Annotated in this window: 26 protein-coding genes; 2 read left to right on the top strand and 24 right to left on the bottom strand. The window is 42.7% G+C overall.

The window, feature by feature from the left end; all coding sequences use genetic code 11:
- Positions 1 to 69: 69 nt before the first annotated feature.
- The 5 genes from GL182_RS10660 to GL182_RS10640 all read right to left on the bottom strand — a co-directional run bounded on the left by GL182_RS10660 (position 70) and on the right by GL182_RS10640 (position 3,773).
- Positions 70 to 525, bottom strand: coding sequence for a Spy/CpxP family protein refolding chaperone (locus GL182_RS10660; RefSeq protein ID WP_163379629.1), 456 nt, complete (start codon positions 523 to 525; stop codon positions 70 to 72).
- 1 nt (position 526) lies between these two features.
- Complete coding sequence (locus GL182_RS10655) at positions 527 to 898, bottom strand: hypothetical protein (RefSeq protein WP_163379628.1); 372 nt, start codon at positions 896 to 898, stop codon at positions 527 to 529.
- Positions 899 to 932: 34 nt separating this feature from the next.
- Positions 933 to 1,481: an RNA polymerase sigma factor gene (locus GL182_RS10650; RefSeq protein WP_163379627.1), complete on the bottom strand. Its 549-nt coding sequence runs from the start codon at positions 1,479 to 1,481 to the stop codon at positions 933 to 935.
- Between the two features lie 141 nt (positions 1,482 to 1,622).
- The gene (gene fmt, locus GL182_RS10645; protein WP_163379626.1) at positions 1,623 to 2,549 is read right to left on the bottom strand and encodes a methionyl-tRNA formyltransferase; all 927 of its coding nucleotides are present in this window, start codon (positions 2,547 to 2,549) and stop codon (positions 1,623 to 1,625) included.
- Positions 2,550 to 2,555: 6 nt separating this feature from the next.
- Positions 2,556 to 3,773 (bottom strand): exo-beta-N-acetylmuramidase NamZ domain-containing protein, encoded by a 1,218-nt coding sequence (locus GL182_RS10640; RefSeq protein WP_163379625.1) that lies wholly within the window; start codon positions 3,771 to 3,773, stop codon positions 2,556 to 2,558.
- A 38-nt stretch (positions 3,774 to 3,811) separates the two neighbouring features.
- On the opposite strand from GL182_RS10640, the gene GL182_RS10635 reads away from it, so the two are divergent.
- Positions 3,812 to 5,032: an ABC transporter permease gene (locus tag GL182_RS10635; RefSeq protein ID WP_163379624.1), complete on the top strand. Its 1,221-nt coding sequence runs from the start codon at positions 3,812 to 3,814 to the stop codon at positions 5,030 to 5,032.
- Here GL182_RS10635 and GL182_RS10630 read toward each other — a convergent pair.
- The 12 genes from GL182_RS10630 to argS all read right to left on the bottom strand — a co-directional run bounded on the left by GL182_RS10630 (position 5,019) and on the right by argS (position 18,081).
- Complete coding sequence (locus tag GL182_RS10630; protein WP_163379623.1) at positions 5,019 to 5,765, bottom strand: polyprenol monophosphomannose synthase; 747 nt, start codon at positions 5,763 to 5,765, stop codon at positions 5,019 to 5,021. The genes GL182_RS10635 and GL182_RS10630 overlap by 14 nt on opposite strands.
- Before the next feature lie 109 nt (positions 5,766 to 5,874).
- The gene (locus GL182_RS10625; RefSeq protein ID WP_240469775.1) at positions 5,875 to 6,687 is read right to left on the bottom strand and encodes a tetratricopeptide repeat protein; all 813 of its coding nucleotides are present in this window, start codon (positions 6,685 to 6,687) and stop codon (positions 5,875 to 5,877) included.
- Positions 6,688 to 7,131: 444 nt separating this feature from the next.
- Positions 7,132 to 8,232 (bottom strand): bifunctional histidinol-phosphatase/imidazoleglycerol-phosphate dehydratase HisB, encoded by a 1,101-nt coding sequence (gene hisB / locus GL182_RS10620; RefSeq protein ID WP_163379622.1) that lies wholly within the window; start codon positions 8,230 to 8,232, stop codon positions 7,132 to 7,134.
- A gap of 20 nt (positions 8,233 to 8,252) precedes the next feature.
- Positions 8,253 to 9,320 carry a histidinol-phosphate transaminase gene (gene hisC / locus GL182_RS10615; protein WP_163379621.1) on the bottom strand — a complete coding sequence of 356 codons (1,068 nt, stop codon included), beginning with the start codon at positions 9,318 to 9,320 and terminating at the stop codon, positions 8,253 to 8,255.
- A gap of 1 nt (position 9,321) precedes the next feature.
- On the bottom strand, positions 9,322 to 10,614 hold the full coding sequence (gene hisD / locus GL182_RS10610; protein WP_163379620.1) for a histidinol dehydrogenase: 1,293 nt from the start codon (positions 10,612 to 10,614) through the stop codon (positions 9,322 to 9,324).
- A 102-nt stretch (positions 10,615 to 10,716) separates the two neighbouring features.
- Entirely contained in the window at positions 10,717 to 11,577 is an 861-nt protein-coding gene (hisG, locus tag GL182_RS10605; RefSeq protein WP_163379619.1) for an ATP phosphoribosyltransferase, read from the bottom strand.
- A 331-nt stretch (positions 11,578 to 11,908) separates the two neighbouring features.
- On the bottom strand, positions 11,909 to 13,153 hold the full coding sequence (locus GL182_RS10600) for a hypothetical protein (protein ID WP_163379618.1): 1,245 nt from the start codon (positions 13,151 to 13,153) through the stop codon (positions 11,909 to 11,911).
- A gap of 225 nt (positions 13,154 to 13,378) precedes the next feature.
- On the bottom strand, positions 13,379 to 13,735 hold the full coding sequence (locus GL182_RS10595) for a translation initiation factor (protein ID WP_163379617.1): 357 nt from the start codon (positions 13,733 to 13,735) through the stop codon (positions 13,379 to 13,381).
- A gap of 10 nt (positions 13,736 to 13,745) precedes the next feature.
- A complete protein-coding gene (locus GL182_RS10590; protein ID WP_163379616.1) occupies positions 13,746 to 14,597 on the bottom strand; it encodes a universal stress protein in 852 nt (283 codons plus the stop codon).
- A gap of 81 nt (positions 14,598 to 14,678) precedes the next feature.
- Entirely contained in the window at positions 14,679 to 15,584 is a 906-nt protein-coding gene (locus GL182_RS10585) for a 1,4-dihydroxy-2-naphthoate polyprenyltransferase (protein WP_163379615.1), read from the bottom strand.
- A gap of 98 nt (positions 15,585 to 15,682) precedes the next feature.
- Positions 15,683 to 16,210, bottom strand: a complete 528-nt coding sequence (locus tag GL182_RS10580; RefSeq protein ID WP_410492711.1) for a glutathione peroxidase — start codon at positions 16,208 to 16,210, stop codon at positions 15,683 to 15,685.
- Between the two features lie 80 nt (positions 16,211 to 16,290).
- Complete coding sequence (gene argS, locus GL182_RS10575; protein ID WP_163379712.1) at positions 16,291 to 18,081, bottom strand: arginine--tRNA ligase; 1,791 nt, start codon at positions 18,079 to 18,081, stop codon at positions 16,291 to 16,293.
- Between the two features lie 523 nt (positions 18,082 to 18,604).
- On the opposite strand from argS, the gene GL182_RS10570 reads away from it, so the two are divergent.
- On the top strand, positions 18,605 to 18,922 hold the full coding sequence (locus GL182_RS10570) for a hypothetical protein (RefSeq protein ID WP_163379613.1): 318 nt from the start codon (positions 18,605 to 18,607) through the stop codon (positions 18,920 to 18,922).
- 259 nt (positions 18,923 to 19,181) lie between these two features.
- Here GL182_RS10570 and GL182_RS10565 read toward each other — a convergent pair whose 3' ends face one another.
- The 7 genes from GL182_RS10565 to surE all read right to left on the bottom strand — a co-directional run bounded on the left by GL182_RS10565 (position 19,182) and on the right by surE (position 25,927).
- On the bottom strand, positions 19,182 to 20,057 hold the full coding sequence (locus tag GL182_RS10565) for a DUF6807 family protein (protein WP_240469774.1): 876 nt from the start codon (positions 20,055 to 20,057) through the stop codon (positions 19,182 to 19,184).
- Between the two features lie 187 nt (positions 20,058 to 20,244).
- A complete protein-coding gene (locus GL182_RS10560; RefSeq protein ID WP_163379611.1) occupies positions 20,245 to 21,213 on the bottom strand; it encodes a transketolase family protein in 969 nt (322 codons plus the stop codon).
- A 35-nt stretch (positions 21,214 to 21,248) separates the two neighbouring features.
- Positions 21,249 to 22,100: a transketolase gene (locus GL182_RS10555; RefSeq protein ID WP_163379610.1), complete on the bottom strand. Its 852-nt coding sequence runs from the start codon at positions 22,098 to 22,100 to the stop codon at positions 21,249 to 21,251.
- Positions 22,101 to 22,110: 10 nt separating this feature from the next.
- Positions 22,111 to 22,560 (bottom strand): thioredoxin-dependent thiol peroxidase, encoded by a 450-nt coding sequence (gene bcp, locus GL182_RS10550; protein WP_163379609.1) that lies wholly within the window; start codon positions 22,558 to 22,560, stop codon positions 22,111 to 22,113.
- Positions 22,561 to 22,617: 57 nt separating this feature from the next.
- Positions 22,618 to 24,486, bottom strand: coding sequence for a M23 family metallopeptidase (locus GL182_RS10545; RefSeq protein ID WP_240469773.1), 1,869 nt, complete (start codon positions 24,484 to 24,486; stop codon positions 22,618 to 22,620).
- The gene (locus GL182_RS10540) at positions 24,473 to 25,084 is read right to left on the bottom strand and encodes a fumarylacetoacetate hydrolase family protein (RefSeq protein WP_163379607.1); all 612 of its coding nucleotides are present in this window, start codon (positions 25,082 to 25,084) and stop codon (positions 24,473 to 24,475) included. Before GL182_RS10540 ends, GL182_RS10545 begins: the two co-directional genes overlap by 14 nt.
- Positions 25,085 to 25,180: 96 nt before the next feature.
- Entirely contained in the window at positions 25,181 to 25,927 is a 747-nt protein-coding gene (gene surE, locus GL182_RS10535) for a 5'/3'-nucleotidase SurE (protein WP_163379606.1), read from the bottom strand.
- Positions 25,928 to 25,943 lie beyond the last annotated feature (16 nt).

Here is a 25,943-nt window from a genome sequence, read left to right as displayed (position 1 = left end):
TGACTTAAGACAAGTAATTGGAATCAATTCAAAAAGATCTGGCAGAAAACCTGTTTCCCTAACTGGCCCTCATTCCTGGTTTTCCTGATTTCTTGAATCCCGATCCCTTCTTTGCATTCTATAGATATGTCGGGTAAAATCCCGGTTCACTTCATTTAACCTCAACGCCTGCACCGGAGATAGGGTCTCTGAAATTTTTTCAAGAAACGCTTTTTCAGCATTTAATAATTTCATTTGAATTTCAAACCTGCTTTTTATCAATTCTCTGGCCTCCTCATTGCTGATTTCAGCTTCGCTCTTCCGGGAAATACTACGCATTTCCCTCATCATGGACATCCTGTTTTCCTCGTGTTCATTAAAGAGAGGCCAGAATTTCTCTGCCTGTTCGGGGGTAAGCGAAAGCCTGTTGGTTATAAAACCTACCTTAGCGGCATCGAGTTTTTCCCGGTCAATATTCCGATCCCTTTGTCCGAAGGCTGTGAGGGTGATTCCCATCATGAGCCAGACCATGATTAAATTTTTCATATCAATACCAGATTTCATTGTGATATAATTCTTCTTCATCCCATACCTGATGGCTCCATTCTTCCTCTGCTATGAGATCCAAAATATCATTTGGATGATCTGCCAAAAGCAATATTTCCTCATCATCCCAGATTCCCGTAACGATGTAATACTCTATATCTTCATTGATTTCAGCCTGAAGATCCACCTCCTCCATGGTCGTAAAGTCAATGGCCAGCATCAGGAATCCAATCAGCAATACAGCAGTAGCTGCTATTCCACTGATATAATAGCGTTTGATCTGCTGCTTCCGCCTATTTAGGATGGTATCCGGCAGATTTTCAAAGTAATTGTCCGGAGCCTTAAATATATTTTCTTTAGGAAATTTATTCATATTCGTCTTTTAGACAGTTTTATTGCGGGAAGGTTTATTCCCGCTTCAGAATTTCTTCAATTTTCTTTACGGCATGGTGGTAACTCGCCTTGAGGCCACCTACACTTGTATCCGTCATTTTACTGATATCTTCATAGGGAATCTCTTCAAAATACCTGAGGTTAAAAACCAGTCGCTGCTTTTCTGGCAATTTTAAAATGGCTTGCTGTAGTTTCCGTTGAATTTCATTGCCATCTACCAGTGGAGATTCCTCAACGTAGGCTTTCATTACTTCCTGGTGGTCTTCCATGGAAAAAAAACGCCGCTTTTTTTTCTTTTCCAGGAAATTTAAACTCTCATTGACCGCTATCCGGTAGATCCAGGTAAATAAGGTTGATTTATGATTAAACTGGTGAATATTTTTGAATGCTTTGATAAAGGTGTTCTGTACCACATCATTGGCATCATCATGGATGATGACCATTTTTCTCACCATGCCATATACCCTTTTTTGATAGGTCTCTATTAAAATTCTGAAGCCCTGATCCCGGGTTTGGGGATCATTGATCATTTCTAAAAGTTTAACATCAATTAATGGAACCATTAGGTGTTTAGACCAGATAATACCGGCTGGGTTTAATCAATCCGGTAAAAAGAACGGGAAAAATTCAAATTGAAATTGAATATCCTTTTGAATCGTTTTTTGCGTTTTGGTGTAATGGGTGATCTTCAGGGGAACAAGTCCCTAAATAAGTGGATTTCCCCGTAAATATTCTTGCACATCCATTTTTCTTTTTCCCTCAAGTTGCACTTCCAAAAGGGACAAAACTCCTTTTCCAGTCTGAAAATGGATATATGTTTTGTTATCTGTTTTGAATTCCCCGGCTTTTAAGTCGGTCTTCTCCTGGGGTAGCACCTCAGTCTTGAATACTTTACAGGATTTGCCATTCAATAAACACCTGGCCCCGGGGTAAGGAGAAAGCCCCCTGACGAGGTGATGAATAGCAATGGCAGGTTGGCTCCAGTCAATCTCACACGTTTCCTTGAAAATCTTCGGTGCCTGATGCAGTGCGTTGTGGTGATCTTGCTTTTTAGGCTGAACATTATTAGTGGCGATCGCTTCCACTGTTTTCACTACCAGCCTGGCCCCCCTTTGCATTAACCTCTCGTAAAGGCTACCTGCATTATCTTCCGGATGAATGGGCTCCTCCTCCTGAAAAAGGATATTTCCGGTATCGATCTCCTGCTGAAGAAAAAAGGTGGTGACACCTGTTTTTGTTTCCCCATTGATCAGCACCCAGTTGATGGGGGCGGCACCTCTGTAATCTGGTAAAAGCGAGGCATGCAGGTTGAATGTACCTTTGGGTGGCATGGACCAGACCACTTCTGGAAGCATTCTAAAGGCAACCACCACCTGCAAGTCTGCCTGGTAAGTTGCTAATTCGGACAGGAATTCTTTGTTTTTAAGGTTTGGTGGCTGCAGGACTGGAATTCCATGTCGCAGGGCACATTCTTTTACGGGTGAGGGTCTGGGCTTTCGGCCCCGTCCCTGGGGCTTGTCTACTGCTGTAATAACTGCCACTACCTGCCAGCCCTCCTTTAGCAGGGCTTCCAGCGGCGCTACCGCAAATTCCGGAGTGCCCATAAATATTATCCTAAGCTGCTTATCCATGGTTCATTATTCGTAAATCAAATACTTAGCTCTTTTTGCGCCATACGCTTCCAAATCTTCTGCCCAGGACTCCCTGATGCTGGCTTCATCTTCTCCATCGAGAATGGCTTTCCTCAGTTGATCCGTTCCTGCCAGTTTATCGAAAAAGTTATTGAAAAAATTGGGTCCACTGTCAGCTATTCTGTATGCCTCCAATAAATGAGACAAAGTAAACCGATGAGTAAGCGGTTCATTTCTCAGGTCTTTTCCATAACAAAGCTTATCCTGCTGAGGGGGATTTTTGGACATTCCTTCAATGCTTACAGGGGTAAATGTGAAGTCTCCGAATTTTGGATCCGGATAGCCGTAGACCTGAAACGGGAAAAGGGTGCCTCTTCCCAGGCTTATATTTGTCCCTTCAAAGAAGCACAAAGATGGGTACAGACGAATGGCCACATCATTGGGTAGGTTGGGTGAGGGTTTGATGGGTAAGGTATAATGGTTAGCGTGCTGCCATTGGTCAATTGGTATGATGTCAATATTGGCCTTTACCTGGTTTTTCAGCCAGCCTTCTCCATTGATCATCCTGGCCAGTTCACCCACGGTAAGACCGTGAACCACAGGAATGGGATGCATGCCCACAAAACTTTCATAGCCAGGTTGTAATACCGGCCCATCAACATAGTCTCCATTGGGGTTGGGGCGGTCCATGATCATCAATGCTTTACCTTGCTCAGCGCAGGCTTCCATCAGGTAATGCAGGGTACTGATGAAGGTATAAAACCTGACACCCACATCCTGAATATCAAAGATGACGATATCCACATCTGCCAGTGCAGATTCCGAGGGCTTTTTAGAATCTCCATACAGTGAAACCAAGGGTATTCCTGTTTTCGGATCCACCTGATTTTCGACCTTTTCACCTGCATCCGCATCTCCCCTGAACCCATGTTCCGGAACAAAAACCTTTTGGACGGTAATTCCTTCCTGAAGTAAAAAGTCCACCAAATGCAGGTTGTCACTTTGTGTCAGGACGCTGGTTTGATTTACCGCCAGGGCTACCCGTTTGTTGGCCAATTTGGGCAGGTAAATTTCAGGGCGGTCTGCCCCCGGGACAGCTTCGGTGGCAGGAGGATGATCCATTGTTTGCCCGGTTATTTTTGCCTGGTTTTCTGAGCTTTGCTTGCAAAATGTCAGGTTTCCAAACAAAAATGCCAGGATAAGTATTAATTTTAGGAGCTTCATATTAATTTGCGTTTCGGTTAACAAAATAAACGACTTCATTGAACCTTTCCTACTTCATTGCAAAAAGAATCAGTTTTAAAAAGACGGGAGGTTTCACCGGGACCATTCATCGGATCGCAGTAGCCAGCATCGCATTGGGCCTTTCCATCATGATCATTTCCTTCCTGATACTGGGTGGATTTCAGGAGGTGATATCCAATAAGGTTTTTTCCTTTACCGGGCATTATCAGGTCAATCGTTTTGTCATGAGTCAATCCCTGGACGATTCACCGACGAGTACGGAAAGTAATTTTTATTCCAATTACAATAGCCTTGACAATATCCGCCATGTGCAGGTATATGCCAACAAGCCGGGATTACTCAAAGGTGAGGAAGAGGTGGAAGGAGTCATGATGAAGGGAGTGGGACCTGGATTTGATTCTCTTTCTTTTAAGTCTTCCCTTGTTAAGGGCCGATTCATTCAGTTCAATGAAAATGGAACAGCGGCCAATGAAATCGTTATCAGCACCAGGATCGCCAGAAAAATGCTGTTGGATGTGGGTGATAGGGTTACCATGTACTTTGTCCAGGACCCACCACGATTCAGAAGAATGGAGGTGGTTGGACTGTATGAGACCTTTCTCGAAGATTTTGACGACAAAATTGTACTGGGAGATATTCAGGTCATCCGCATACTCAATGATTGGGACGAATCCCAGGTAGGTGGATTTGAGGTGTTTTTGAAAGACCCGAAGGAAATCGATGGTTACGAAGAAACCCTGTATGACTTTATTGATTATGATTTAAGACTGGTAAAGGTTACCGATAAATTCATTCAGATTTTTGATTGGTTGGAATTGCTGAACAACAATGTGTATGTATTTTTAGCTCTCATTTTATTTGTAGCTGCTTTTAACATGGTGTCTATTCTTTTTATCCTGATCATGGAGCGAACACCCATGATAGGCTTATTAAAGGCATTGGGAGCGAAAAACAGGCAAATAAGGAATATTTTTATTTGGAATGGTGTGCGTATTATTGGCAGAGGCATGATTTTGGGCAACCTCATTGGATTGGGTTTTGGCTGGATTCAGGAGCAAACCCAATTGATCAAGCTTGATCCGGAGAATTATTACATGAGCTTTGTGCCAGTATTTTGGAATTGGCCGGTAATCATTGGCCTGAATGTCTTGATTCTATTGATAACTACAGCGGTGCTATTCATTCCAGCCATGATCACCAGCAATGTAAATCCAATAAAGTCTATTAAGTTTGATTGACCCGTTTGTATTTAAAAAAAATACTTTTTAGTTTCATATAGATGACCCCAAAAATGGCTTCTCTGAAAATGTGTTGAGACATTTTTGAGGTACCCCTGGTCCTGTCCGTGAAGATGATCGGCAATTCAACGATATCAAAACCAAGTTTCCAGGCAGTGAATTTCATTTCGATCTGAAAAGCATATCCGATAAACCTGATTTTATCCAAATTAATGGCCTCCAGCACCTTTCTGTGGTAGCAGATAAAGCCCGCTGTGGTATCCTTGATGGGAATGCCGGTAATAAGTTGTACATACTTACTGGCAAAAAAGGACATCAATACCCTGCCCATAGGCCAGTTGACTACGTTTACTCCTGATACATAGCGGGAGCCGATCACCATATCACGGCCTTCCTCATATGCCTTAAGATACAGTTTACTGAGGTCTTTGGGGTCATGGGAAAAATCAGCATCCATTTCAAAAATATATTCATAGCCCTTTTCCAGCGCATAAGAAAAGCCTGCCAGGTAGGCTGTTCCCAATCCCAGCTTTCCTTTTCTTTCCATTAAATGAAGCCTGTTTGGGAAATCGGTCTGCAATGCCTTTACCAGTTCCGCGGTGCCATCAGGAGATCCGTCGTCAATTACCAATACATCAAATACCTCCGGAAGATGCAGTACGGCAGCTACAATATCCTGGATATTTTCCTTCTCATTGTAAGTGGGTATGATGACTAGTTTCCGGCTTTTCATATTTCAGAAAACAAAAGTAGGGTTTATAACCGTTTTTTTCTGAAAAACGGAAAGAAATACGGTTTTTATACAGTTAAAAATTATTAAATGAGTTCATGTATCCTTGCGCTCATTGGTAGCCATTGCAACGTTGCAAATTTGATTTGGCAAGTAAATTGCCGTTTAATGCGGCTGTTTCTAAGTCGAAGCAAGCCTGCCGGGGATTTTTGTCCATAAGGCAAATAGCCCGTCTGGCCAGGGCTTCATAATGTTTCGGATTGTCATCCAACACCTTATCAAAATCCTCAATGGCCCATTCCTTATAACCCAGTTTCATCAGGGCAAATCCCCGGTTGTAATGGGCACTCAGGTTATCGGGTTCAATTTCCAGGTATTTGTTAAAGGAAACAATTACTCCCAAACCATCTCCGGAATAGGCCATGGCAATTCCTTTATAATAGTGAGGCATGGGCTCTTCAGGTTTTAACCCGATGGCTTCATCCAAGAATTCCACTGCACTTTTATACCTCCCGTTTTTGATCATGGCCCTGGAGAGGAAAATAAGGATGTCATAATCTTTGGGGTCATGCCTGGCTGCCAGCAAAAAATTCTTTTCGGCAGTCTTCATGTCATCCTTTTCCCAGGCGATTTTTCCTATCCCTGCATAAGCCTGGGCATAAGTTGGATCCAGACTGAGGATTCTGCGGTAATCCTTGGTTGCCTTATCATACATCTGCAATTCCTCGTAAGACCGGGCTCTCAAATGTAAGGTCTTCAGGTCCGTTGCACTTACAAACAAAACCTTGTTAAATTCCTCAATGGCCTCTTCGTACCTGCCGTTTTGGTACAATGCTTCTGCATCCCTGAAGCTACCTATGCATTGGCTAAAAAGCAGGGAATAAAGCATAGCATAAAGGAAGGGAAGAGCAAAGGAAGATTTCATATATTAACTATTTAGTTTTAAATATACTGGATTTATATTTTTTTTACAAAAATTCCCTATCATTTCAATCCAATCGCTAGGATTCTGACGTAGGTTATCTCATAAATAACCGAAGTTCAGCTTGTAAATGTTCAAAAAAAGTGTGCGTCCATAGGCTGGGTTTGAGCAGAGGAGGCCGTGGGAATCTTCAAAATAGGGATAATACCAGGTTCTTACTCCTCCCACAATCAGGAAAAAGGTTTCTCAGTGACGAAATTGAAGGTTTTTTTGGAGAAATCAGCTCAAATCCAGGTTAATAACTGGCAATGTGAAACTTCCCTGATTTACCACGATAAGCGTAAGAATATCGCTTTAGGAATTGTTAAAAAGTAAATGCAATAAGGTAGAAAAAACAGCTATTTTTTAATAAAGGGCTATCCAATACGGCGGGATAGCCCTTTTGTTTCACAGTGTTCCTTTGGTACTTGGCAACTGGTCAAGCCCATGGGGATCTTTTTTTACCGCCATTTTGATGGCCCTTGCCAGGCCCTTGAAAATGGCTTCAATTTTATGGTGCTCGTTTTCTCCGCTTGCTTTGATGTTCAGGTTACATTTTGCCGTGTCGCTGAAGGATTTGAAAAAGTGAAAAAACATTTCTGTGGGCATATCACCAATTTTTTCCCGTTTAAAATCGGCTTCCCAGACCAGCCAGGGTCTTCCTCCAAAGTCAACGGCTACCTGGGCCAGGCAGTCATCCATGGGTAATAGAAAACCATATCTGTAAATACCTTTTTTATCTCCCAAAGCCTTTAGATATGCTTCACCCAGGGCCAATCCTGTGTCCTCGATGGTATGGTGCTCATCTATATGTAAATCACCGTTTACCTTTATTTCCAGATCTGTGCTCCCATGCCGGGCCAATTGATCCAGCATGTGGTCAAAAAAAGGAATGCCGGTCTGAATGTCGCTTTTCCCGGAGCCATCGAGGTTTAGGTGAATGGAAATTTCTGTTTCTGATGTGTTTCTTTTCAAACTTGATTTTCTGGGAGGCAATTTTAAAAAGTTGTAAATTCCATCCCAGGAATGGATACATAAATCGGCTCCCTGCATTTCCTCTGTTCCGAAAAAAATGGCACGGGTACCCAGGTTTTTCGCCAACTGAACGTCTGTCTTTCTATCGCCTATTACGAAGGAGTTTTCAAGATCATACTCCCCATTCAGGTAATCCTTAAGCAAGCCGATACCGGGTTTGCGAGTGGGTGCCTTTTCATGCTCAAAGGTCTTATCGATGTGAATGGCTTTGAATACCACTCCTTCCTGTTCCAGGGTTTTAAGCATCTTGTACTGGGCAGGCCAGAAGGTTTCCTCTGGAAAAGAGGGCGTGCCCAGACCATCCTGATTGGTGACCATTACCAGGTCAAAATCCCCATCTTCCGACAGCTTACTCAGGTTGGTAATGGCTCTGGGAATAAATTCCAATTTTTCAAGACTATCCACCTGAAAATCTGTAGGTGGCTCCTTGATGATGGTGCCGTCTCTATCAATAAACAATACCTTTCTTTTCATAATTTTCTTGGTTCAGGGATTTAGGAGCCTGCCTGACATTCCAAAACCTCTTTTAAGGCCTGCAGCATGCGCTTATTTTCGTCCATACTCCCTACAGTAATTCTCAAACAATCATCACATCGCTGTACTTGTGACCGGTCTCTTACTATTATTTTTCTACCAATAAGTTCCTGATAGACCTTCCGGGCTTGTGGTACTTTGACCAACAAGAAATTGGCCTGGGAGGGATAGACCTTTTCCACCAGCGGAATTCTATTTAATTCTTCTGCTAGTGATTCTTTTTGGGTCAGGATTTCCCGTACCATCCCATCCAGCTTATCCATATCGTTCATGGCCTGCAGCACCGTTTGCTGGGTAAGCCCGCTCACATTGTAGGGAGGCTTGATTTTATTGAGTATGGCTATGATTTCTGGGGAAGCGAAGGCCATTCCCAGTCTCAAAGCCGCCAGCCCCCATGCTTTGGATAAGGTTTGCAAGACCAAAAGGTTTGGGAACTGATCCAGTTCCAGAGAAAAACTGGGTTCATCACTAAAATCAATGTAGGCTTCATCGACCACCAGCAGGCCATCGAAACTCCGAAGGATTTGGTAGATGGATGCTCTTTTCAGTTTATTCCCACTGGGATTATTGGGTGAGCAGATAAATATGATTTTGGTATGCTCATCCACAGCCTGAAGGACTTTTTCTTCCTCCATCTGAAAATCAGTGCTTAAAGGCACCTTGACCACCCGGGTATCATTAATCCCTGCACTGACTTCATACATGCCATAGGTAGGAGGGAGAATGATTATATTGTCAATTCCAGGCCTGCAGAAAGCCCGGAAGAGCAAATCAATGGCTTCATCGCTTCCATTTCCTATAAATATCCTGTCCGCAGGTACTTGCTTAATTTGGGATAACCTGGCTTTCAGCGCTGTTTGATACGGATCCGGGTAGCGATTGAAAGCATCCTGAGTAATTGAACCGAGAGGATTTTCATTGGCATCCAGAAAAATGCCTTCTTTGCCTGTATATTCATCTCTGGCAGAGGAGTATGGTTTGAGTGCCGCAATGTGTGGCCTTAACAGGCTTTTAAGGTCAAACGCCATGTTATTTGTTTTTGGAGAGGTACTGTAATCGGATGCTTACTGCATTTTTGTGGGCCAGCAGGTTTTCATTTTCCGCCATGATTTCGATGGTTGGGCCCAAAGCTTTAATCCCCGCAGCAGTGATTTTCTGGTAGGTGATCTTTTTGACAAAACTATCCAGGGATACTCCGGAATAGCTCCTGGCATACCCATTGGTAGGTAGGGTGTGGTTGGTCCCTGAAGCATAGTCTCCCGCTGATTCCGGCGTATAATTGCCGATAAATACAGATCCTGCGTTAATTATACCTGATACGGCTTTATCTTCCTCTTTTACTGAAATGATCAGGTGTTCGGGGGCATAGGCATTGATCAGGTCCAGGGCTTTTTCAGTAGACGACATGACCACAGCTACACTGTTTTCCAGGGCTTTTTTAGCAATTTTTTGCCGGGGAAGATTTTCCAATTGAAGGTTAACAGATTTGATTACCTTTTTTACAAATTTCTCCGTGGGGCATACCAAAACCACCTGACTATCTACCCCATGCTCTGCCTGGGAAAGCAGGTCGGCAGCGACAAACTCTGGGATGGCCGTTTCGTCAGCATATACCAGTACTTCTGAAGGCCCGGCAGGCATATCTATGGCCACGCCTTGCTTGGTAGCCAACTGTTTGGCCGCAGTAACATACTGGTTACCAGGACCGAATATTTTGTCGACCTTTGGCACCGAATCCGTACCATAGGTCATGGCAGCGATGGCTTGTGCACCTCCGGCTTTAACAATTTTATCAATACCTACCATTTTGGCAGTAAATAAAATGGCGGGATGTATTTCTCCTTTGGTATCCGGAGGAGTGCATAAAACAATCTCCTGACAACCAGCTAATTTAGCTGGAATACCCAACATCAATACGGTGGAAAACAGGGGTGCGGTACCACCCGGAATATAGAGTCCTACTTTCTGGATGGGCACACTTCTTCTCATGCAGGTAACGCCATCCATGATTTCGGTGCTTAGGGGAGGGGCTTCCTGCAGTTTATGAAATTTCTCTATGTTTATTTTGGCGGTCTGTATGGCTTCTTTTAGCCGGGTATCGATTTTTTGGCCGGCTTTATCCAGGGCCTCCTGAGTTACCAATAACTGTTCAATTTCAACATGGTCATATTCCAAAGCAAACTTCCTCAAAGCCTTATCGCCCTGACGCTTTACTTTCTTCATGATCGGTTTGACGATCTTTTCGATATCCTTCATTTTCTGAACCGGCCTGGCCAGTTCTTTGCTCCAGGTATGGATGTCAGGATTCACCAGGATTTTCATGTTATATCGTATTTAATTGAGCCCTGATAATTACAGGAAATTTTATATTCAGTTTTGACCAGTAAAGCTGCAACAGGTAGTTTGCACTTGTTGAAAATGCGTTTAAATCACCATTTTTTCTATGGGCACTACCAAAATTCCCTGGGCACCAGCGGCCCTTAATTCCTCTATGTTTTCCCAAAACTGGTCTTCACTGATGACTGAATGTACCGAAGACCAGCCTTGCTCTGCCAGTGGCAATATGGTAGGACTTCTCATTCCGGGTATCAGCGAGACAATGCGATCCAATGAATCATTTGGAGCATTCAAAAGGACATATTTGTTCTTCTTGCCTTTTTGAACAGCGTCCATTCTAAAAAGCAGTTTTTCAACCGTTTGTTGCTTTAGATTCGAAATGCCCTTGTGGCAAATCAGGACTGCTTCAGATTGGAAAATCTCCTCTACTTCTTTCAAGCCATTCATCATCAGGGTGGAGCCGGAACTGACGATATCACAGATACCCTCTGCCAATCCAATACTGGGGGCTATTTCTACAGATCCACTGATTTCATGTATTTCGGCCTTAATTTTCTGAGACTCCAGGTAGTCACCCAATATTTTAGGATAGGAAGTAGCGATGCTTTTTCCCTCAAAATAGTTCATTCCCGTATAGTTTTCTCCTTTCGGTATGGCCAGGGATAGGCGGCATTTGGAAAAACCCAGTTTTTTAAGCACATCAATGGACTTGTTTTTTTCGACTACCTCATTTTCTCCGACAATTCCCAAATCTGCCACTCCATCTGCCACATATCCCGGAATATCATCATCTCTTAAAAACAAAAATTCTATCGGGAAGTTGGTAGAAGTAGACTTTAATTTTCCTGTTCCGTTGTAAAATTTAATGCCGCATTCTTTAATTAACTTCAGTGATTCCTCACTTAACCTTCCGCTTTTTTGAACAGCAATTCTGATGATATTTTCCATGTAATGATAGGTACAATATGATTTTAAATAAATTGTAGTATTTTTTGATTGAAAAAGTGCTTCGGCATTTTGAGCTACTTTCCGGTAACCATATGGTTTGCATGATGCCAGGCTGCATTTGAAAAACGTAAAAATAGTATGTTAGTGTATCTGTTCTTTTTGGTCATCATGATAGGGCAAATTTAGTGAGCTATTTCTAACATACAAAATATATGCTGCTTTCCAACGCAAAAAAGAGGCTCCATCCGGAGCCTCTGAAACAATAAACCAACTTAACCAAAAAACTTCTTTATATTTTAGCTTAATAGGTTGAAAAAATCATTGACAAAAATTAATTGTATAAATAAAAATCGTTTACCATTCTTTCATAATTGATCATGTCTTTATAAGGAGAAGCACTTCTGATTTTTTCAATTGACTTTTTCAAAAGCTGTTTATTCATCAGGCTGCTGGTCAAGCTTTTTTTGACCTTAAGGTTGTCATTATTCATGACTTTGGTAAAATATTGATCTCCGAAGGAGTGCTTATTAAGTAAGTCATTGGCTTGATCTAGCATATTCAAACCTTTTTTTTTATCCATCCAATCAAAAAATACCGCATTCCTTTGAGCAATAAGGGGTTTTGCTTTCTTTAACCACCTTTTATTGATGTCCATTTTATTTTCAATTATCTGATAGATATCTGCCAGCTCGAAAGAAATCACCAATTCATGATGGTTTAACCAAGCCAGGAAATCTCCTTTTAAAGACAGGTCTATCAATACTTTTGGGGAGGAAAGATCTGGTGTTTCCAGTTCTTGAGAAAATACCGGCTCCAGATCTTCCAGTGTGGAAATCACGATATCATTTTCCTGAAGCACATTTTTCGTTTGATCAAATGGCTCAAAGATGAAATTTTTCAATTCCTCACCTTGTAAGGTTGAAAAAGAAGTGATGCTGCTTTCTACAATGGTTATTTTGTTGAATCCCTTTTGGGTGAGGTTTTGGTAGACCCGTTTGCCCAGGGCATTGAAACCGACGATGGCGATTTTCGGAGTTTTCACTTTTCTTATCAATTCCGTAACCATGTCTGTGACTGTATAGGAGATCGAAAAATTGGGAAATTGAAAACTCACTTCATTTTTAATGGCATTATTTGTACTTACCAGGTGATTCCACCATTGTTCCAATAAATCACCAGTCATGCCACATTGAGAAGCGGTAGAAAATGCCGCAACAAAATGGGGAAAGAGGGGGACCGATCCGTAGGTGGAAGACTGAACACCAAAACAGAGCTCGGAGAGATGGGTCAGTGACCTTTCCTCATTACAGCTATGCTGAAATAAGTTAGCGGCAGGGAAGTTGTCCTTCGCCTTAATCGCTACAATGGCGGAATAAATCGCATCATCCAGGACTTCTGAACTGTAATACAGGATTTCTGTCCTTTCAGGAACGGACAAGACCAGGGCTTCTTTTATGGTCGGCCAGTGTTTTAACTGAAGGAGTAGTTTTTTAGTTTCTTCAAGATCCAGGTAGAAGTTAAAATCTTCTTTCGTTGTCACTTTTGTACTGAAGCTTAATAATCTGAACTGTCCCATTGCTGCTGTTATTTTTTGCTGTTAATTTTAGAAGTACATACGAACTTCCAAACTTTACCGGATTTGCCGGTAGTAAAAATATGATGATATGAAGGTAGTGGTATTCTTTATTATCCTGGAAAAAATTCGTCCAACTGTAAAAAGTGGTCGGTAAACTTCTGCTATCCGGGGGTTAAAAATATACGGGGTTATTGTTGGTGAGGGCAAAAAAAAATCCGGAGACATTTAGCCTCCGGATTTTTTTGCTTTGTATCCTTCCTGAATTAAATGCTCCAGCACTTTTTCCCTCTGATCACCCTGAATAATGATTTCTCCTGCTTTGGTATTCCCTCCAACACCACATTTTGTTTTCAGGGCTTTTCCCAAAGATTTCAGATCTTCTTCATTACCGATAAAACCAGTAACCAAAGTGACTTGTTTCCCACCTCTTGACTTTTTATCCAACATCACTTTTAAATGTTGCTGTTTGGGTGGAAGAGTTTCACCTGATTCGGAGTCATTTTCGTCATAATCAAAATTTTCTGCGGTAGAATACACCACCCCATCCCTTTTTTTCCAGTCATTGTCTTTTTTTCTACCCATAAATCCGCTTTTACTTTTTAAACTTCATGGTCCATACAGGCCTTTTGGCGCTATTGACCACATCTTCTGCAATGCTTCCGCTGAGAAGGTGTAGAAACCCTGTTCTCCCATGGGTAGCCATGGCAATCAGGTCTGCATTGATTTCATCTGCAAACTCAATGATTCCTTCCTCCTCGGTATCGGCATTGTAGATGTCAATCTGAACATTTGTCAGTTTATTGGCTTTTACAAATCCATTTATTTTCTCAAATGAGATTTTAGATTTCTCGAATGAGTTTGGGGTATTGATTTTGACCAACCTGATTTCAGCCTCCAGAAGCTCTTGAAAATCCTTGAGTTGCTTCATGACCTTTTTGCTGTCTTCGCTGAAATCGCTCGCAAATACGATAACTTTTAAATCTTCTGCTTTCAGAGGACTTTTCACCGTGATCACAGGACAGGAGGAATGCCTGACCACCTTCTCAGTATTCGAGCCTATCAACAGTTCTTCCAGGCCACTGGATCCTTTTGAGCCCATAATGACCAGATCCGCCTTGACTTCGGTGATTTCGCTGGATATGCCTGCATAAGGATTGCCAAATAACAGGTTGGTACTGAATTGATAAGGTTTTACGGCATGCGTTTCTTCCAGTTTTTTAAACTGTTCCTTTCTTTTATCTACCAAATCCACCATATAAATCCTGTCAATGAAATTATCTTCCATGTTGATTTCACCCATAGTATTAAAATGTTGGGCGGTAGGAATTTCGATGACATGAACCAATTTCAACTTGCAGGAAGCTTTGGCAGCTAATTCCTGTGCCAACTGGAAGGCATTTTCTGCTTCTTCCGAAAAATCATAAGGTACTAAAATGCTTTTCATCTTTGCTTCGAACTATTTAAGTTTATAATGCAGGGAAACTACAAAAATATCAACAGAATAGGTAGTAAATCCTCAATTTGTTTAAAAAATCAACCAGCCCAAACCAAAAAACAAAACACATAAAAAAGTGGAAACGGCCATGATTTTCAGGTAAGGATCCAGTTTCTCCGGAGAATCAAATTTTCCCAGGGCCCAACCTGTTTTTAATATCAGTGGTGTGGCCAGGAGGTAAAATAACCCCCCCCATGCTTTTTCCATTAATATGAATACAATAAAAAGGATCAGGGCTGAAACCAATAAAAACCAATGGTAATTTGTGGCGGCATTTTTTCCTATTCTTACAGGTACCGAACGTTTGCCTGCCGCTTTGTCTGATTGTATGTCCCGGATATTATTGATGTTAAGTACCGCAGTACTCAATAAACCCACGGCAGATGCGGGCAGCCACAACATGGAGTCAAATGTTTGGGTATGCAGATAGTAAGTACCCATGACACCTACCCAACCAAAAAAGACAAATACAGCCAAATCTCCAAAACCAGCATAGCCATAGGGTTTGCTTCCGGAAGTGTAGGAAATAGCCGCCCAAATGGCCAGTATTCCTATTCCCAAAAATAGCAAAAACTTCAATGGTTCCTCTAATGCAATAAGCAACAAGCTTACACCAGAGATAAAAGACAGCATGGCAAAAATCATCATGGCTGATTTCATCTCAGAGAGGGAAATGATACCTGACTGTACTGCCCTTACCGGGCCTTTTCTACCTGCGTGGTCCGCCCCATTAATGCTGTCTCCATAGTCATTAGCCAGATTCGACAAGACCTGCAAAAGGGTAGTGGTGAGGGCAGCAAGTACAAAAACAGACCATTTGATACCGGAGGTTTGAAAGGCAATGACAGTTCCCATCAAAATACTTGATAGGGCTAAGGGCAAAGTTCTCAATCTCATGGCATGAACCCATGCCTGTCTTTTGTTGATAATACTCAAGAGCTGAAGAATAATTTTAAACAAATAAATGAACGAGGCAAATTCCCTCCCTAGGAAATTTGCCCCTGGTTTCAGACCATCAACCTATAAACAAGATTTCAGGCCTTGATCAAAGCAATGATTTCCTCATCCATTGGTTTGACGGAAGAAGGAAAAAACTTAACCAGCTCTCCTTTTTCGTTGATAAAGTATTTACAAAAATTCCAGGAAGGCTCTGTATTGTTCCATCCGTTCAGGTTTTTGTCAGAAAGCCAGCGGTATAAGGGATGCTTGTCTACTCCCTTGACAGATATTTTTTCGAACATCGGAAAGGTAACTCCATAGTTTTCAGAGCAGAAGGACTTGATATCCTCATTCGTTCCCGGTTCCTGGCCTCCGAAATTATTTGCAGGAAAAGCCAAAATTGTAATTTGGTCTTTATAAGCTTCATAAAGTTCCTGTAATTCTGCGTACTGCGGGGTATAACCACATTTTGATGCCACATTGACGATTAAAAGCTTCTTGCCCTTAAAAGCAGAAAAATCAACCGGATTACCATCAATATCATTCATGGTAAAATCATAAAAATTTTCTTGTATATTCATATAATCTTCATTTGAAACCAATTCCAGGTCGTTGTTTTCCATAGGAAATTCCTGTCTATTGGATTGGGGGGACTGGAAAGCCAGTAAGGCTAAAGCGGTAAAACTGAGTAAAATTTTCATAGTTACATTTTTTGGGGTACAACGATACCTAACAAACCCATGCCCGACTTAATTGTTTTGGCTACCTGAGCGGATAAGCCTACTCTAAAAGCCTGCACTGCTGCTTTGGTTTCACTAAATATAGGGAGTTCTGCATAAAAGCGGTTATATTCTTTGGCCAAATCAAATAAATATTGAGCGATGACCGCCGGTGACAGTTCTTCAGCAGCCAAATGGACCTTGTTGCTGTAATCATCCAATTGATAAATCAAACTTTCTTCGGCTTTCTCCAATGTAGCATAGCCTTGAAATTGGGCAGGGGAATAATCCAGATCAATTTGTGCAGCCTTTCTCAGGATAGCCGCAATCCGGGCATGGGTATACTGGATAAAAGGCCCTGTATTGCCCTGAAATTCTATGGATTCCTGTGGGTTGAACAACATCCTTTTTTTGGGATCGACTTTTAATAGGAAATATTTTAAGGCTCCCAATCCCAAAATTTCATAAAGTGCTTCGGCTTCTTCCTGGCTAAATCCTTCAATTTTCCCCAATTCCTGCGTATGCTCCCGGGCTGTTGCCACCATTTCGGCCATAAGGTCGTCGGCATCCACTACGGTACCTTCCCTGGATTTCATTTTGCCTGTAGGTAAATCCACCATGCCATAGGAAAGGTGGTAAAGGCCATTTCCATAAGGCCTGCCGAGCTTCCGCATGATCTTAAACAAAACTTCAAAATGATAATCCTGCTCGTTGCCCACCACATAAACGGATTTTTCAATGTGGTGGTCCTTGTATTTCAAATCTGCCGTTCCCATATCCTGTGTCATGTAGACAGATGTTCCGTCGGCCCGCAAAACCAATTTTTCATCGAGGCCTTCCTCACTGAGGTCAGCCCATACGGAACCATTTTCTTTTTTGAAAAATACGCCTTTTTTTAACCCTTCGGCAACAATGTCCTTTCCCAATAGGTAGGTGTCGGACTCGTAATAGTATTGATCAAAATCTACTCCCATCTTCCGATAGGTTTCTTCAAAGCCCTGGTAAACCCAACCGTTTAGTTTTTTCCACAAATCAATGGTGGCAGCATCTCCCGCTTCCCAGCGCACGAGCATGTCCTGCGCTTCCTTCATCCAGGGGGCAGACTTTTTGGCTGCGGCTTCTTCTAAACCGGATTCGGTAAGTGCCCTGATTTGTTTTTTGTATTCCTGATCAAAAAGGACATAGTATTTACCCACCAGGTGATCCCCTTTCAGTCCTGAAGATTCCGGAGTCTCTCCCTTACCCAATTTTTCATAGGCTACCATGGACTTGCATATATGGATTCCCCGGTCATTTACCAGATTGGATTTGATTACCTCATAACCATAGGCCTCCAGGATAAGGGAAACGGCAAAACCCAGGAAATTATTTCTAAGGTGTCCCAGGTGAAGGGGTTTGTTGGTGTTGGGCGAACTGTATTCAACCATGACCTTTTTACCTTTGGAAGGAAATCGACCATGATCCTTTGCTTCATACAATTGCTGAAACAAATTCATCCAATACGAAGAGGAGAGCGAGATGTTTAAAAACCCTTTCACCACGTTAAATGTGCTTACTTCGGGAAGGTTTTTCTGTAAATAAGCACCAAGCTTCTCCCCACTGGCTTCCGGGGTGCTTTTGGTGATCTTTAAAAAAGGAAAGATGACAAATGTATAGGTACCTTCAAACTCCTTTCGGGTAGGTTGCAAGGCAAGACTATCCGGATCCACCGCATGATCAAATAAATCCCGGAATGCACCGGCTATGGTTTTTGTAATGGTTTGCTGGATATCCATACTTATCATAAGGTCAAATTTATTGAGGCGCAAATATAAGGCTTTCCCAGGAAAGACAGGAGAGCTCTTCCATTAAATCTATAGCCTGTTTTTTCGGTAGGGTGTCCCTCCCGAGAAAATTACCTGAAGGCTGTAGTATTATTTGGCTGCCCTGGCCAATCGACTTGGGATATTATTTACCGCTTTTTCTACCATTTCCTACCAAAAAAGGGGTATTTCTGGTCAATATTATGACTTGACGCACCAAAAAATTATTGACCTCAGGGAGTTTTATGCTTGCAATCATTTACAGGTTGTGGTAATTAATCCACACATTTTGACGAGCTATTTACGGGGTCAAGATTTCTTGGCGGTGCGCTTTAACCTGAATTAATGGGGTAGGTAACCTTTAAAGCCTGTTTTTATATAAATTAAAAACTTTAAATTAATTCGGCATAACATTTGGATAAGTATAATTGAAAATAATATTTAAATAGTATTGTTTTCAACCAACTATTATTTAACACCATAAATTAAAAATGTTATGAAAAAGTTAATGTTATCCCTTGCCGCAATGAGTGTTCTGGCCTTTGCCGGAATCAATGCCGAGACAGTGAAATCTGCAGATCAGGTAATGATTCAGGAGACTACAAAAATTGATCCTGAAAGCCTTCCGGAAAAGGTAAAAGAAGCCATTCAAAATGATGAGGCTGTCAAAGATCTCACAATCAAGGAAGCTCATCAGGTAATGGAAGAAGCTGTGGTTTTTTACATGGTAAAATTCGAAGGCGAAACTCCTGAAGGAGAAGTGAAGAAGAAATATGATGCCATGGGTAAAGAAGTGAATGAAAAGAAGAAGTAGAACCAGCTAAATAAGCTTTTAACCCAATTTTTGAAACAATTAACCAACTCTAAGGCAATGGTCTCTGATCATTGCCTTTTTTTTATCCAAAACCGGGGCATAACAGGGTGCCGTCCTTTGAACCCGAAGTATGCATTAGCCTATCCATTACGATTCCTAATGCATAGTCCGGGTTGTAATGGAGGGATATATTGGCGTCATCACCTTTGGTTTAGCTGATGAATGGCTCTACAACATGAAATGAAAATGTTAAAGTAATTCAGGGTTGGTTTCTAAAGATCCGGTATTGATTGGCGATTTCTTGTTTTTCCATGCCCTGGTGTACCAATAATTGATTTTTGAACCTTAAATGAGGAGCCTTTTTGCTCAGCAGAAGGGCTTCACTTCCAGGGAATGCCATGTTTTGCATGCTGTTTTCCGATCTTAATATCCAACCCTGGTAGGAGGGAAGCCTGTCAGGTTCTCCCATGATGACCACGCCAGGATCTTCAGCTTTTTCTCTGGTAACATTGATCCATGGGCCTGCCTGGACAGCCAACTCCTGTGGTACCACCGCTCCATTTTCATCAAAAAATCCTACATTTTCGGACAATTTGATCCTGGGAGAGAACCCGCCATACCCTTTGGGGTCTTCGGATCCTCCCAATCGTACATCGGAGAGTAAAGGCTTTAAAGTAATGTCAAAAGCGAGTTTAAAGGCCCTTGAAGAGATTCGCTGGTAGCTGATGATTAAAGTTTCTTCCAGGATGTTTTTTTTGACGGTTCCTGTGCCTTTCCAAATGACCCTGGCTTCCAGGCTAGCCGAACCGTTTGGGTTGGTTTGGGTTTTTACATTTTTGACCTCCCATATGATATCTTCGCAGATCCAGGGGTCTGCTGCTCTTTGATCCCCTACCCAAAGCTGATGCCAGGTCCAGAATATTCCACGGTGATGCGGGTGGTCGGCCGGAAAATCCTCCGTCACCACCTCACCATCTGTATTGTATAAAGGATGAATGTAATTTGCCCTGGGGTATTTTCCATCAAGGGACTTGGTCGCCGTTTGGTAAAAATACCGTGGCTTTCCATCGTCCAGTAAAAGCCAGCCATCTTCCTGTTCTTCAAAAGTAAGGGTCTGTGCTTTCAACTCCATCATGAAAATGAACAGCAATGAAAAGAAAAAAAGGATTTTCGAAAAGGGTAAGTAGGATACTTGCATGGTATGGGGCCGAGGGAGTAGCGTTAAAAATAATTGTTTCCTGTATATTAACCTAATTTCTGTCTCCATAAAAAAAGCGGAAAAAGTTTTCTTTTTCCGCCTTTAACCTGGTTGGCATGTATGATTATTTCCTGGCAATGGCTTTCTTCACCGCCTTTACAATGTTTTCCGCATTCAATCCATATTTTTCCAGTAGGTCCACTGGTTTGCCTGATTCGCCGAAGGAGTCATCTACACCGACAAATTCCTGAGGGGCCGGGTTGTTTCGGATCAGGGTTTGAGCAACGCTGTCACCCAAACCTCCATTAAGCTGATGCTCTTCGGCCGTCACTGCACAGCCGGTTTTGGCCACGGAGGCAAGAATTGCCGCTGTGTCCAAAGGTTTGATGGTGTGGATATTGATCAATTCCACGGAAATACCTTCTTCTCTCAACATGGCTTCGGCTACGACAGCTTCCCATACCAGGTGGCCGGTTGCAAAAAGGGAAACGTCCTTTCCGTCGATCATTTTCCAGGCCTTACCGATTTCGAATGGCTGATCCGCTGGGGTGAATATTGGCCAGCTGGGCCTGCCAAAGCGAAGGTACACGGGGCCTTCGTGGTCTGCTATGGCCAATGTGGCTGCCTTGGTCTGGTTATAATCACAAGGGTTGATCACCGTCATATTAGGCAGCATTTTCATCATGCCCACATCCTCCAGGATCTGGTGGGTGGCACCGTCTTCACCCAGGGTAAGACCCGCATGAGAGGCACAAATTTTCACATTCTTTTCAGAATAGGCAATAGATTGCCTGATCTGGTCATATACACGTCCCGTAGAAAAATTGGCAAAGGTACCGGTAAATGGTATTTTGCCGCCTATGGTCATACCTGCTGCCAGGCCCATCATGTTGGCTTCTGAAATGCCCACCTGAAAAAACCGGTCCGGGAATTCCTTTTGAAAGGCACCCATTTTGAGAGAACCGATGAGATCGGCACACAAACCGACCACATTTTTGTTTTTTCTGCCAAGCTCAAGAAAACCGTCACCAAATCCGGAACGGGTGTCTTTCTTTTCTGTATAAGTATATTTTGTATCGAGTGTTTTTTCCATTTTTCAAACCATTTAATGATCAAGTCTGATCGCTTTTAATAATCTCCCAGCGTTTCTTCCAATTGGCCCAGGGCCTTTTCCAATTGTTCGTCATTTGGAGCCACACCGTGCCATTTGTGGGTGCCTACCATGAAATCAACCCCAAAACCCATATCGGTATGGAGCAGGTTGAGTACTGGTTTACCTTTTCCAAGCAAGCTTTTCGCCTTTTCCAGGGATTGCAGCACGTTGGTGATGTCATTGCCATTTTCGGTGACGATCACTTCCCAGCCAAAGGCTTCCCACTTTGCTTTCAGGTCCAGCAAATTCATGATCTCTTTCGTAGGACCATCGATTTGTTGTCCGTTCAGGTCAATGGAAGCGATTAAATTATCCACCTTGTGATGGGGCGCACACATAGCGGCTTCCCAAATCTGTCCTTCCTGCTGTTCTCCATCTCCCATCAGGGCATAGACGGTCTGCTTGTCACCATTCATTTTTTTGGTCAGGGCTGCACCAATAGCCACAGACAATCCTTGTCCCAAAGAGCCGGAGGCCACTCTGATACCTGGAAGTCCTTCTTCGGTGGCCGGATGCCCCTGAAGTCTGCTGTTGATTTTTCTGAAAGTGGCCAGTTCTTTGGTGTCAAAATAGCCACTTCTGGAAAGCACACTGTACCAGACAGGGGAAATGTGTCCATTGGAAAGAAAAAATAAATCCTCGCCTATCCCATCGATATTGAAATTTTTATTGTGCTTCATTTGATCAAAATAAAGGGCTACGAAAAATTCCGTACAGCCCAGGGAGGCTCCGGGATGACCTGATTGACAGGCATGCACCATCCTTAAAATGTCTCTCCTTACCTGAGAGCAGATTGCTTGCAATTGTTCTGTTGAATGTTTTTCCATTGATTTGGAATTATTTGATAATTTGATTGGTGTGTTCTTTGGTTTTTACCTTTGAGATAATTTCTTCGATTTTACCCTCCTCATCGATGACAAAAGTAGTTCTGGCAGTACCCATGTATTTTCGGCCATACATGTTTTTTTCTACCCAGGTTCCGTATTTTTCATGCACGCTCTTGTCTTCATCAGCGATCAGTGAAAAAGGCAATTCATGTTTCTCTATAAATTTTTTGTGTGATTTTCCGGAATCAGAACTGATGCCCAAAACCACATATCCCGCCTTTTGAAGGGCCTCATAATTGTCTCTCAGGTTGCAGGCCTGGGCAGTACATCCGGGGGTATTGTCTTTGGGGTAAAAATACAAAACCACCTTTTTGCCTTTAAAATCGGAAAGCCTGATGGGATTTCCATCCTGGTCAACTGATTCAAAATCCGGTGCTGTTTGGCCTACTTCTAATGACATGATTTTTGTTTTTTATAGATTAGCAAATTAATTTGAGGCCTTAAATATCGTAATAAATTAAATTTTTCTCCTATAAATGGACTCGTTATTTGCCCGATCCCTTACTTTTAAAATTACCTCCCCCTGAAGGGACTTGCCAGAAGGAGGATCGGACCATATCACGGACTGCTTGTGTTCATACCGCATCTGTATCCATTCCCCATCTACACAGGCCTCAAAATCCCTGATTCCGGACATACCATCCCGGATAACGAAGCGCAATTCATTGCGGTTGACACGGATGGGTCGTATGCCTGGGGGAACAGTATCTGTGGCGAGTATGAATTTGCCGAAATTTGTGGTGGAAAAGTGAATACTGTTACCCTCCCAGGTACCTCCTTGAAAATTTTTATACCCATTATCATAAAGAAGGTACATATGTGTTTTGGATTTATCCCCCTGAAAATCCGGTGCATGGTAGGAGATGTGCATGGGGTTCCATAAATATTCGTAGGGATCATTAATGCTGATGCCCTCCGCATCTCCATCCCGGAAAGGGTTCAGCCGCAGGTAAAGGTCATCCAGCAGTGTTTCCTTATCGAAAGTCAGGGTCAAACGCCCATCATTGAAATGGATTTCCTTTTCTGAGGGAATGACCGCATTTACTTCAGGAATAAACGTTTCGGTACAAACATCCACCGAGTCAGGGATACCCAGTCGCATGTCCCAAAGATAGGTTCTTTTATTGGTTCCCTCATAGGCATAGGGTATTTCCATGATATAGCCATTTACATAAAACTTGGCCAGGCTGCCATTTTCTGAAGGCGGCGCATTGATGATCAGGTGGTTTTCATCATAATCCAGGCTTTTATTGCCGGAGGTATAGTTGAAATTCCTCAGCAGTTCAGGGGCTTCTTCCCCGAAAAAATCCAGTATCAGATCTGTTTCGTTGGCATAGGCATCCTTGAGTTTTACCCGGATCTCTTTATTGATACCGGGTTGGGCACTAATGGCTCCGCTAAACGCCGAATCGGGCTCGTAAAAATCAAATTTATTGTTCGGTTTCTTATAGAGCCGGGTATATCGGTTGCGGTAAGTGTGGACCAGGATAAACCGGCCAATATTAAAATTCACCTCATTAACCTCTGATTTGAAGATCCGGTTCTCCTGATCATAAATTTCATAAATGGGAAATCCATTTTGGTTGTACATTTCATCGAGCTGGTCATAGGCCAGAATTTCTATACCTACTTTTCCGGAAATGTTGATGGTTGGGGGTACCCGGAAGGCACCATTGCTATAGATCAGGGAAAACTCCTGTCTGCGAAACATGCCATTTACCCGGCTGTTCTGATCCAGGGGGGTAATGGCCACCCTTCTCACTATGGGAGAGGTGGTATCCTTTATTTCCGCAAAACCTGCATGTAGGGGATCTATGGCCCTGTTCAGGGAATCTCTGATTTCAAAGTGCAAATGTGGCCCACCCGAACTGCCGGTGTTGCCTGAGAGGGCGATGACATCTCCCTTTTTGACCGGAACTTCACCGGCTTCCGGAAAATATTCCAGCTCGTTTTGCCGGGCCTCATAGATTTTGGATTTCATGTAGCTGGCAATGGGTTCCTCAAAATTCCGCAAGTGGGCATACACGGTAGAGCTGCCATTGGGGTGTTTGAGAAAGATGACATTGCCATAACCAAAGCTGGATATTTTAATGCGGGAAACATACCCATCGGCAGCCGCATATACCGGCAGGCCCTGCCTTCCTTCGGTTTTGATGTCCAGTCCGGTATGAAAGTGATTGGGTCTGATTTCTGCCATATTGCCCGCCAAAAAATTCTGTTTTCCCGGTTTAATGGGGAAAAGGTAATAATCCTTAGCTGTCTGTGAGAGGAGCGTGATGGCAAGCAGTATTAAAAACAGGCAAAAAAGGGTTTTATTTAACTTCAAAGTCCAGTAATTTTTCTTGCTCCACATAAGCCTCCAACCGGTCACCGATAGCAACTTTTCCTACTCCTGCAGGGGTGCCGGTAAAAATTAAATCTCCTGTTTTAAGGGTAAAAAACTGCGAAACATAAGCCAAAATCACATCAAACGAAAAAAGCAATAGGGAGGTATTGCCGGTTTGCCGGCGTTCTCCATTTACGTCCAGGTGAAAACTGATATTGGCTACATCGGGGTAATTGGCTATCGGTCGAAATTCGCCGATAGGAGCGGACCCATTAAAGGCTTTGGCAATTTCCCAGGGCAATCCCTTTTCCTTACATTTTTGCTGCAGGTCCCGGGCGGTAAAATCGATACCAATTCCGATTTCATTGTAGTAGTTACGGGCGAATTTTGGATCAATGTATTTGCCTTCTTTTTTGATTTTCAGGACCAATTCCACTTCATGGTGGATATTTTCAGAAAATTCAGGATGATAAAAGGGCTCATTGTTTTTCAATAAAGCCGTATCCGGTTTAAGGAAAACCACCGGTTCAGTGGGCTTTTCGTTTTGCAATTCTTCTATATGAGCGGCGTAGTTACGGCCGATGGCAATTATTTTCATTTTGATGCATTTAAAACAAAGTGCAAAGAAAATGATTTAAGCAGTATTTCAAAGGGAATTTAATTTAAGTGCTGGAATCATTGACCGAAAGTTTGTTCAGGATTTTGGGCTCGGAAAGTAATGTTTTTGTAACATGCGCTCTAATTCCGTATTATTAGTAAGATCAAGGCTTAAAGGCGTCAGGGAAACAAGGCCGTGGTTTACCGCCCAACGATCGGTTCCTTCTTCTGCTTCTTCAATAGGTTCCACGGTAAACCAATAATGCTGTCTTCCCATTGGGTCTTCGGCAGGTTTGACTATACCATCGTAATGGCGGACAGATTGCCTGGCCCATACGATGCCACGTGGGTTAATTGGGAAGTTGACGTTGACAAGGGGAGGGCTTTCTTTTTCCTCGGTCAGGATTTTCAATATGTTTGAGGCGAATTGTTTTATGGCATGAAATTCGATTTCCGCTTGGTGGCTCGGGGTGCTAAAGGCGATTCCTTTAATGCCCAAAAGGGCAGCTTGTTTGGCACCTGCCAGCGTACCTGAATGCCACATCGAATTACCGAGGTTGGAGCCTATATTGATGCCAGACAATACCATGTCCACCTTATCCCAGTGAAAGCAGCCGAGAGATACACAGTCTGCCGGTGTGCCGTTAACCCGAAAAGCTTCAAAATGGCCAATTTTGGTCTTTTTATAAGAAAGTGGACGGGATGCGGTGATGGCGTGGCCCATGGATGATTGCTCAACGTCCGGAGCAACAATTCTGACATCGCCAAAATCAGCGGCTATTTCCGCAAGAGCTAAAATGCCAGGACTATATATGCCGTCGTCGTTTGTTATTAATATTTTCATTTACATAAATTTTGGT

It is taken from the genome of Cyclobacterium sp. SYSU L10401 (assembly GCF_010993705.1).
GTDB lineage: Bacteria > Bacteroidota > Bacteroidia > Cytophagales > Cyclobacteriaceae > Cyclobacterium.
This window is presented reverse-complemented; position numbering and strand designations above follow the sequence as displayed.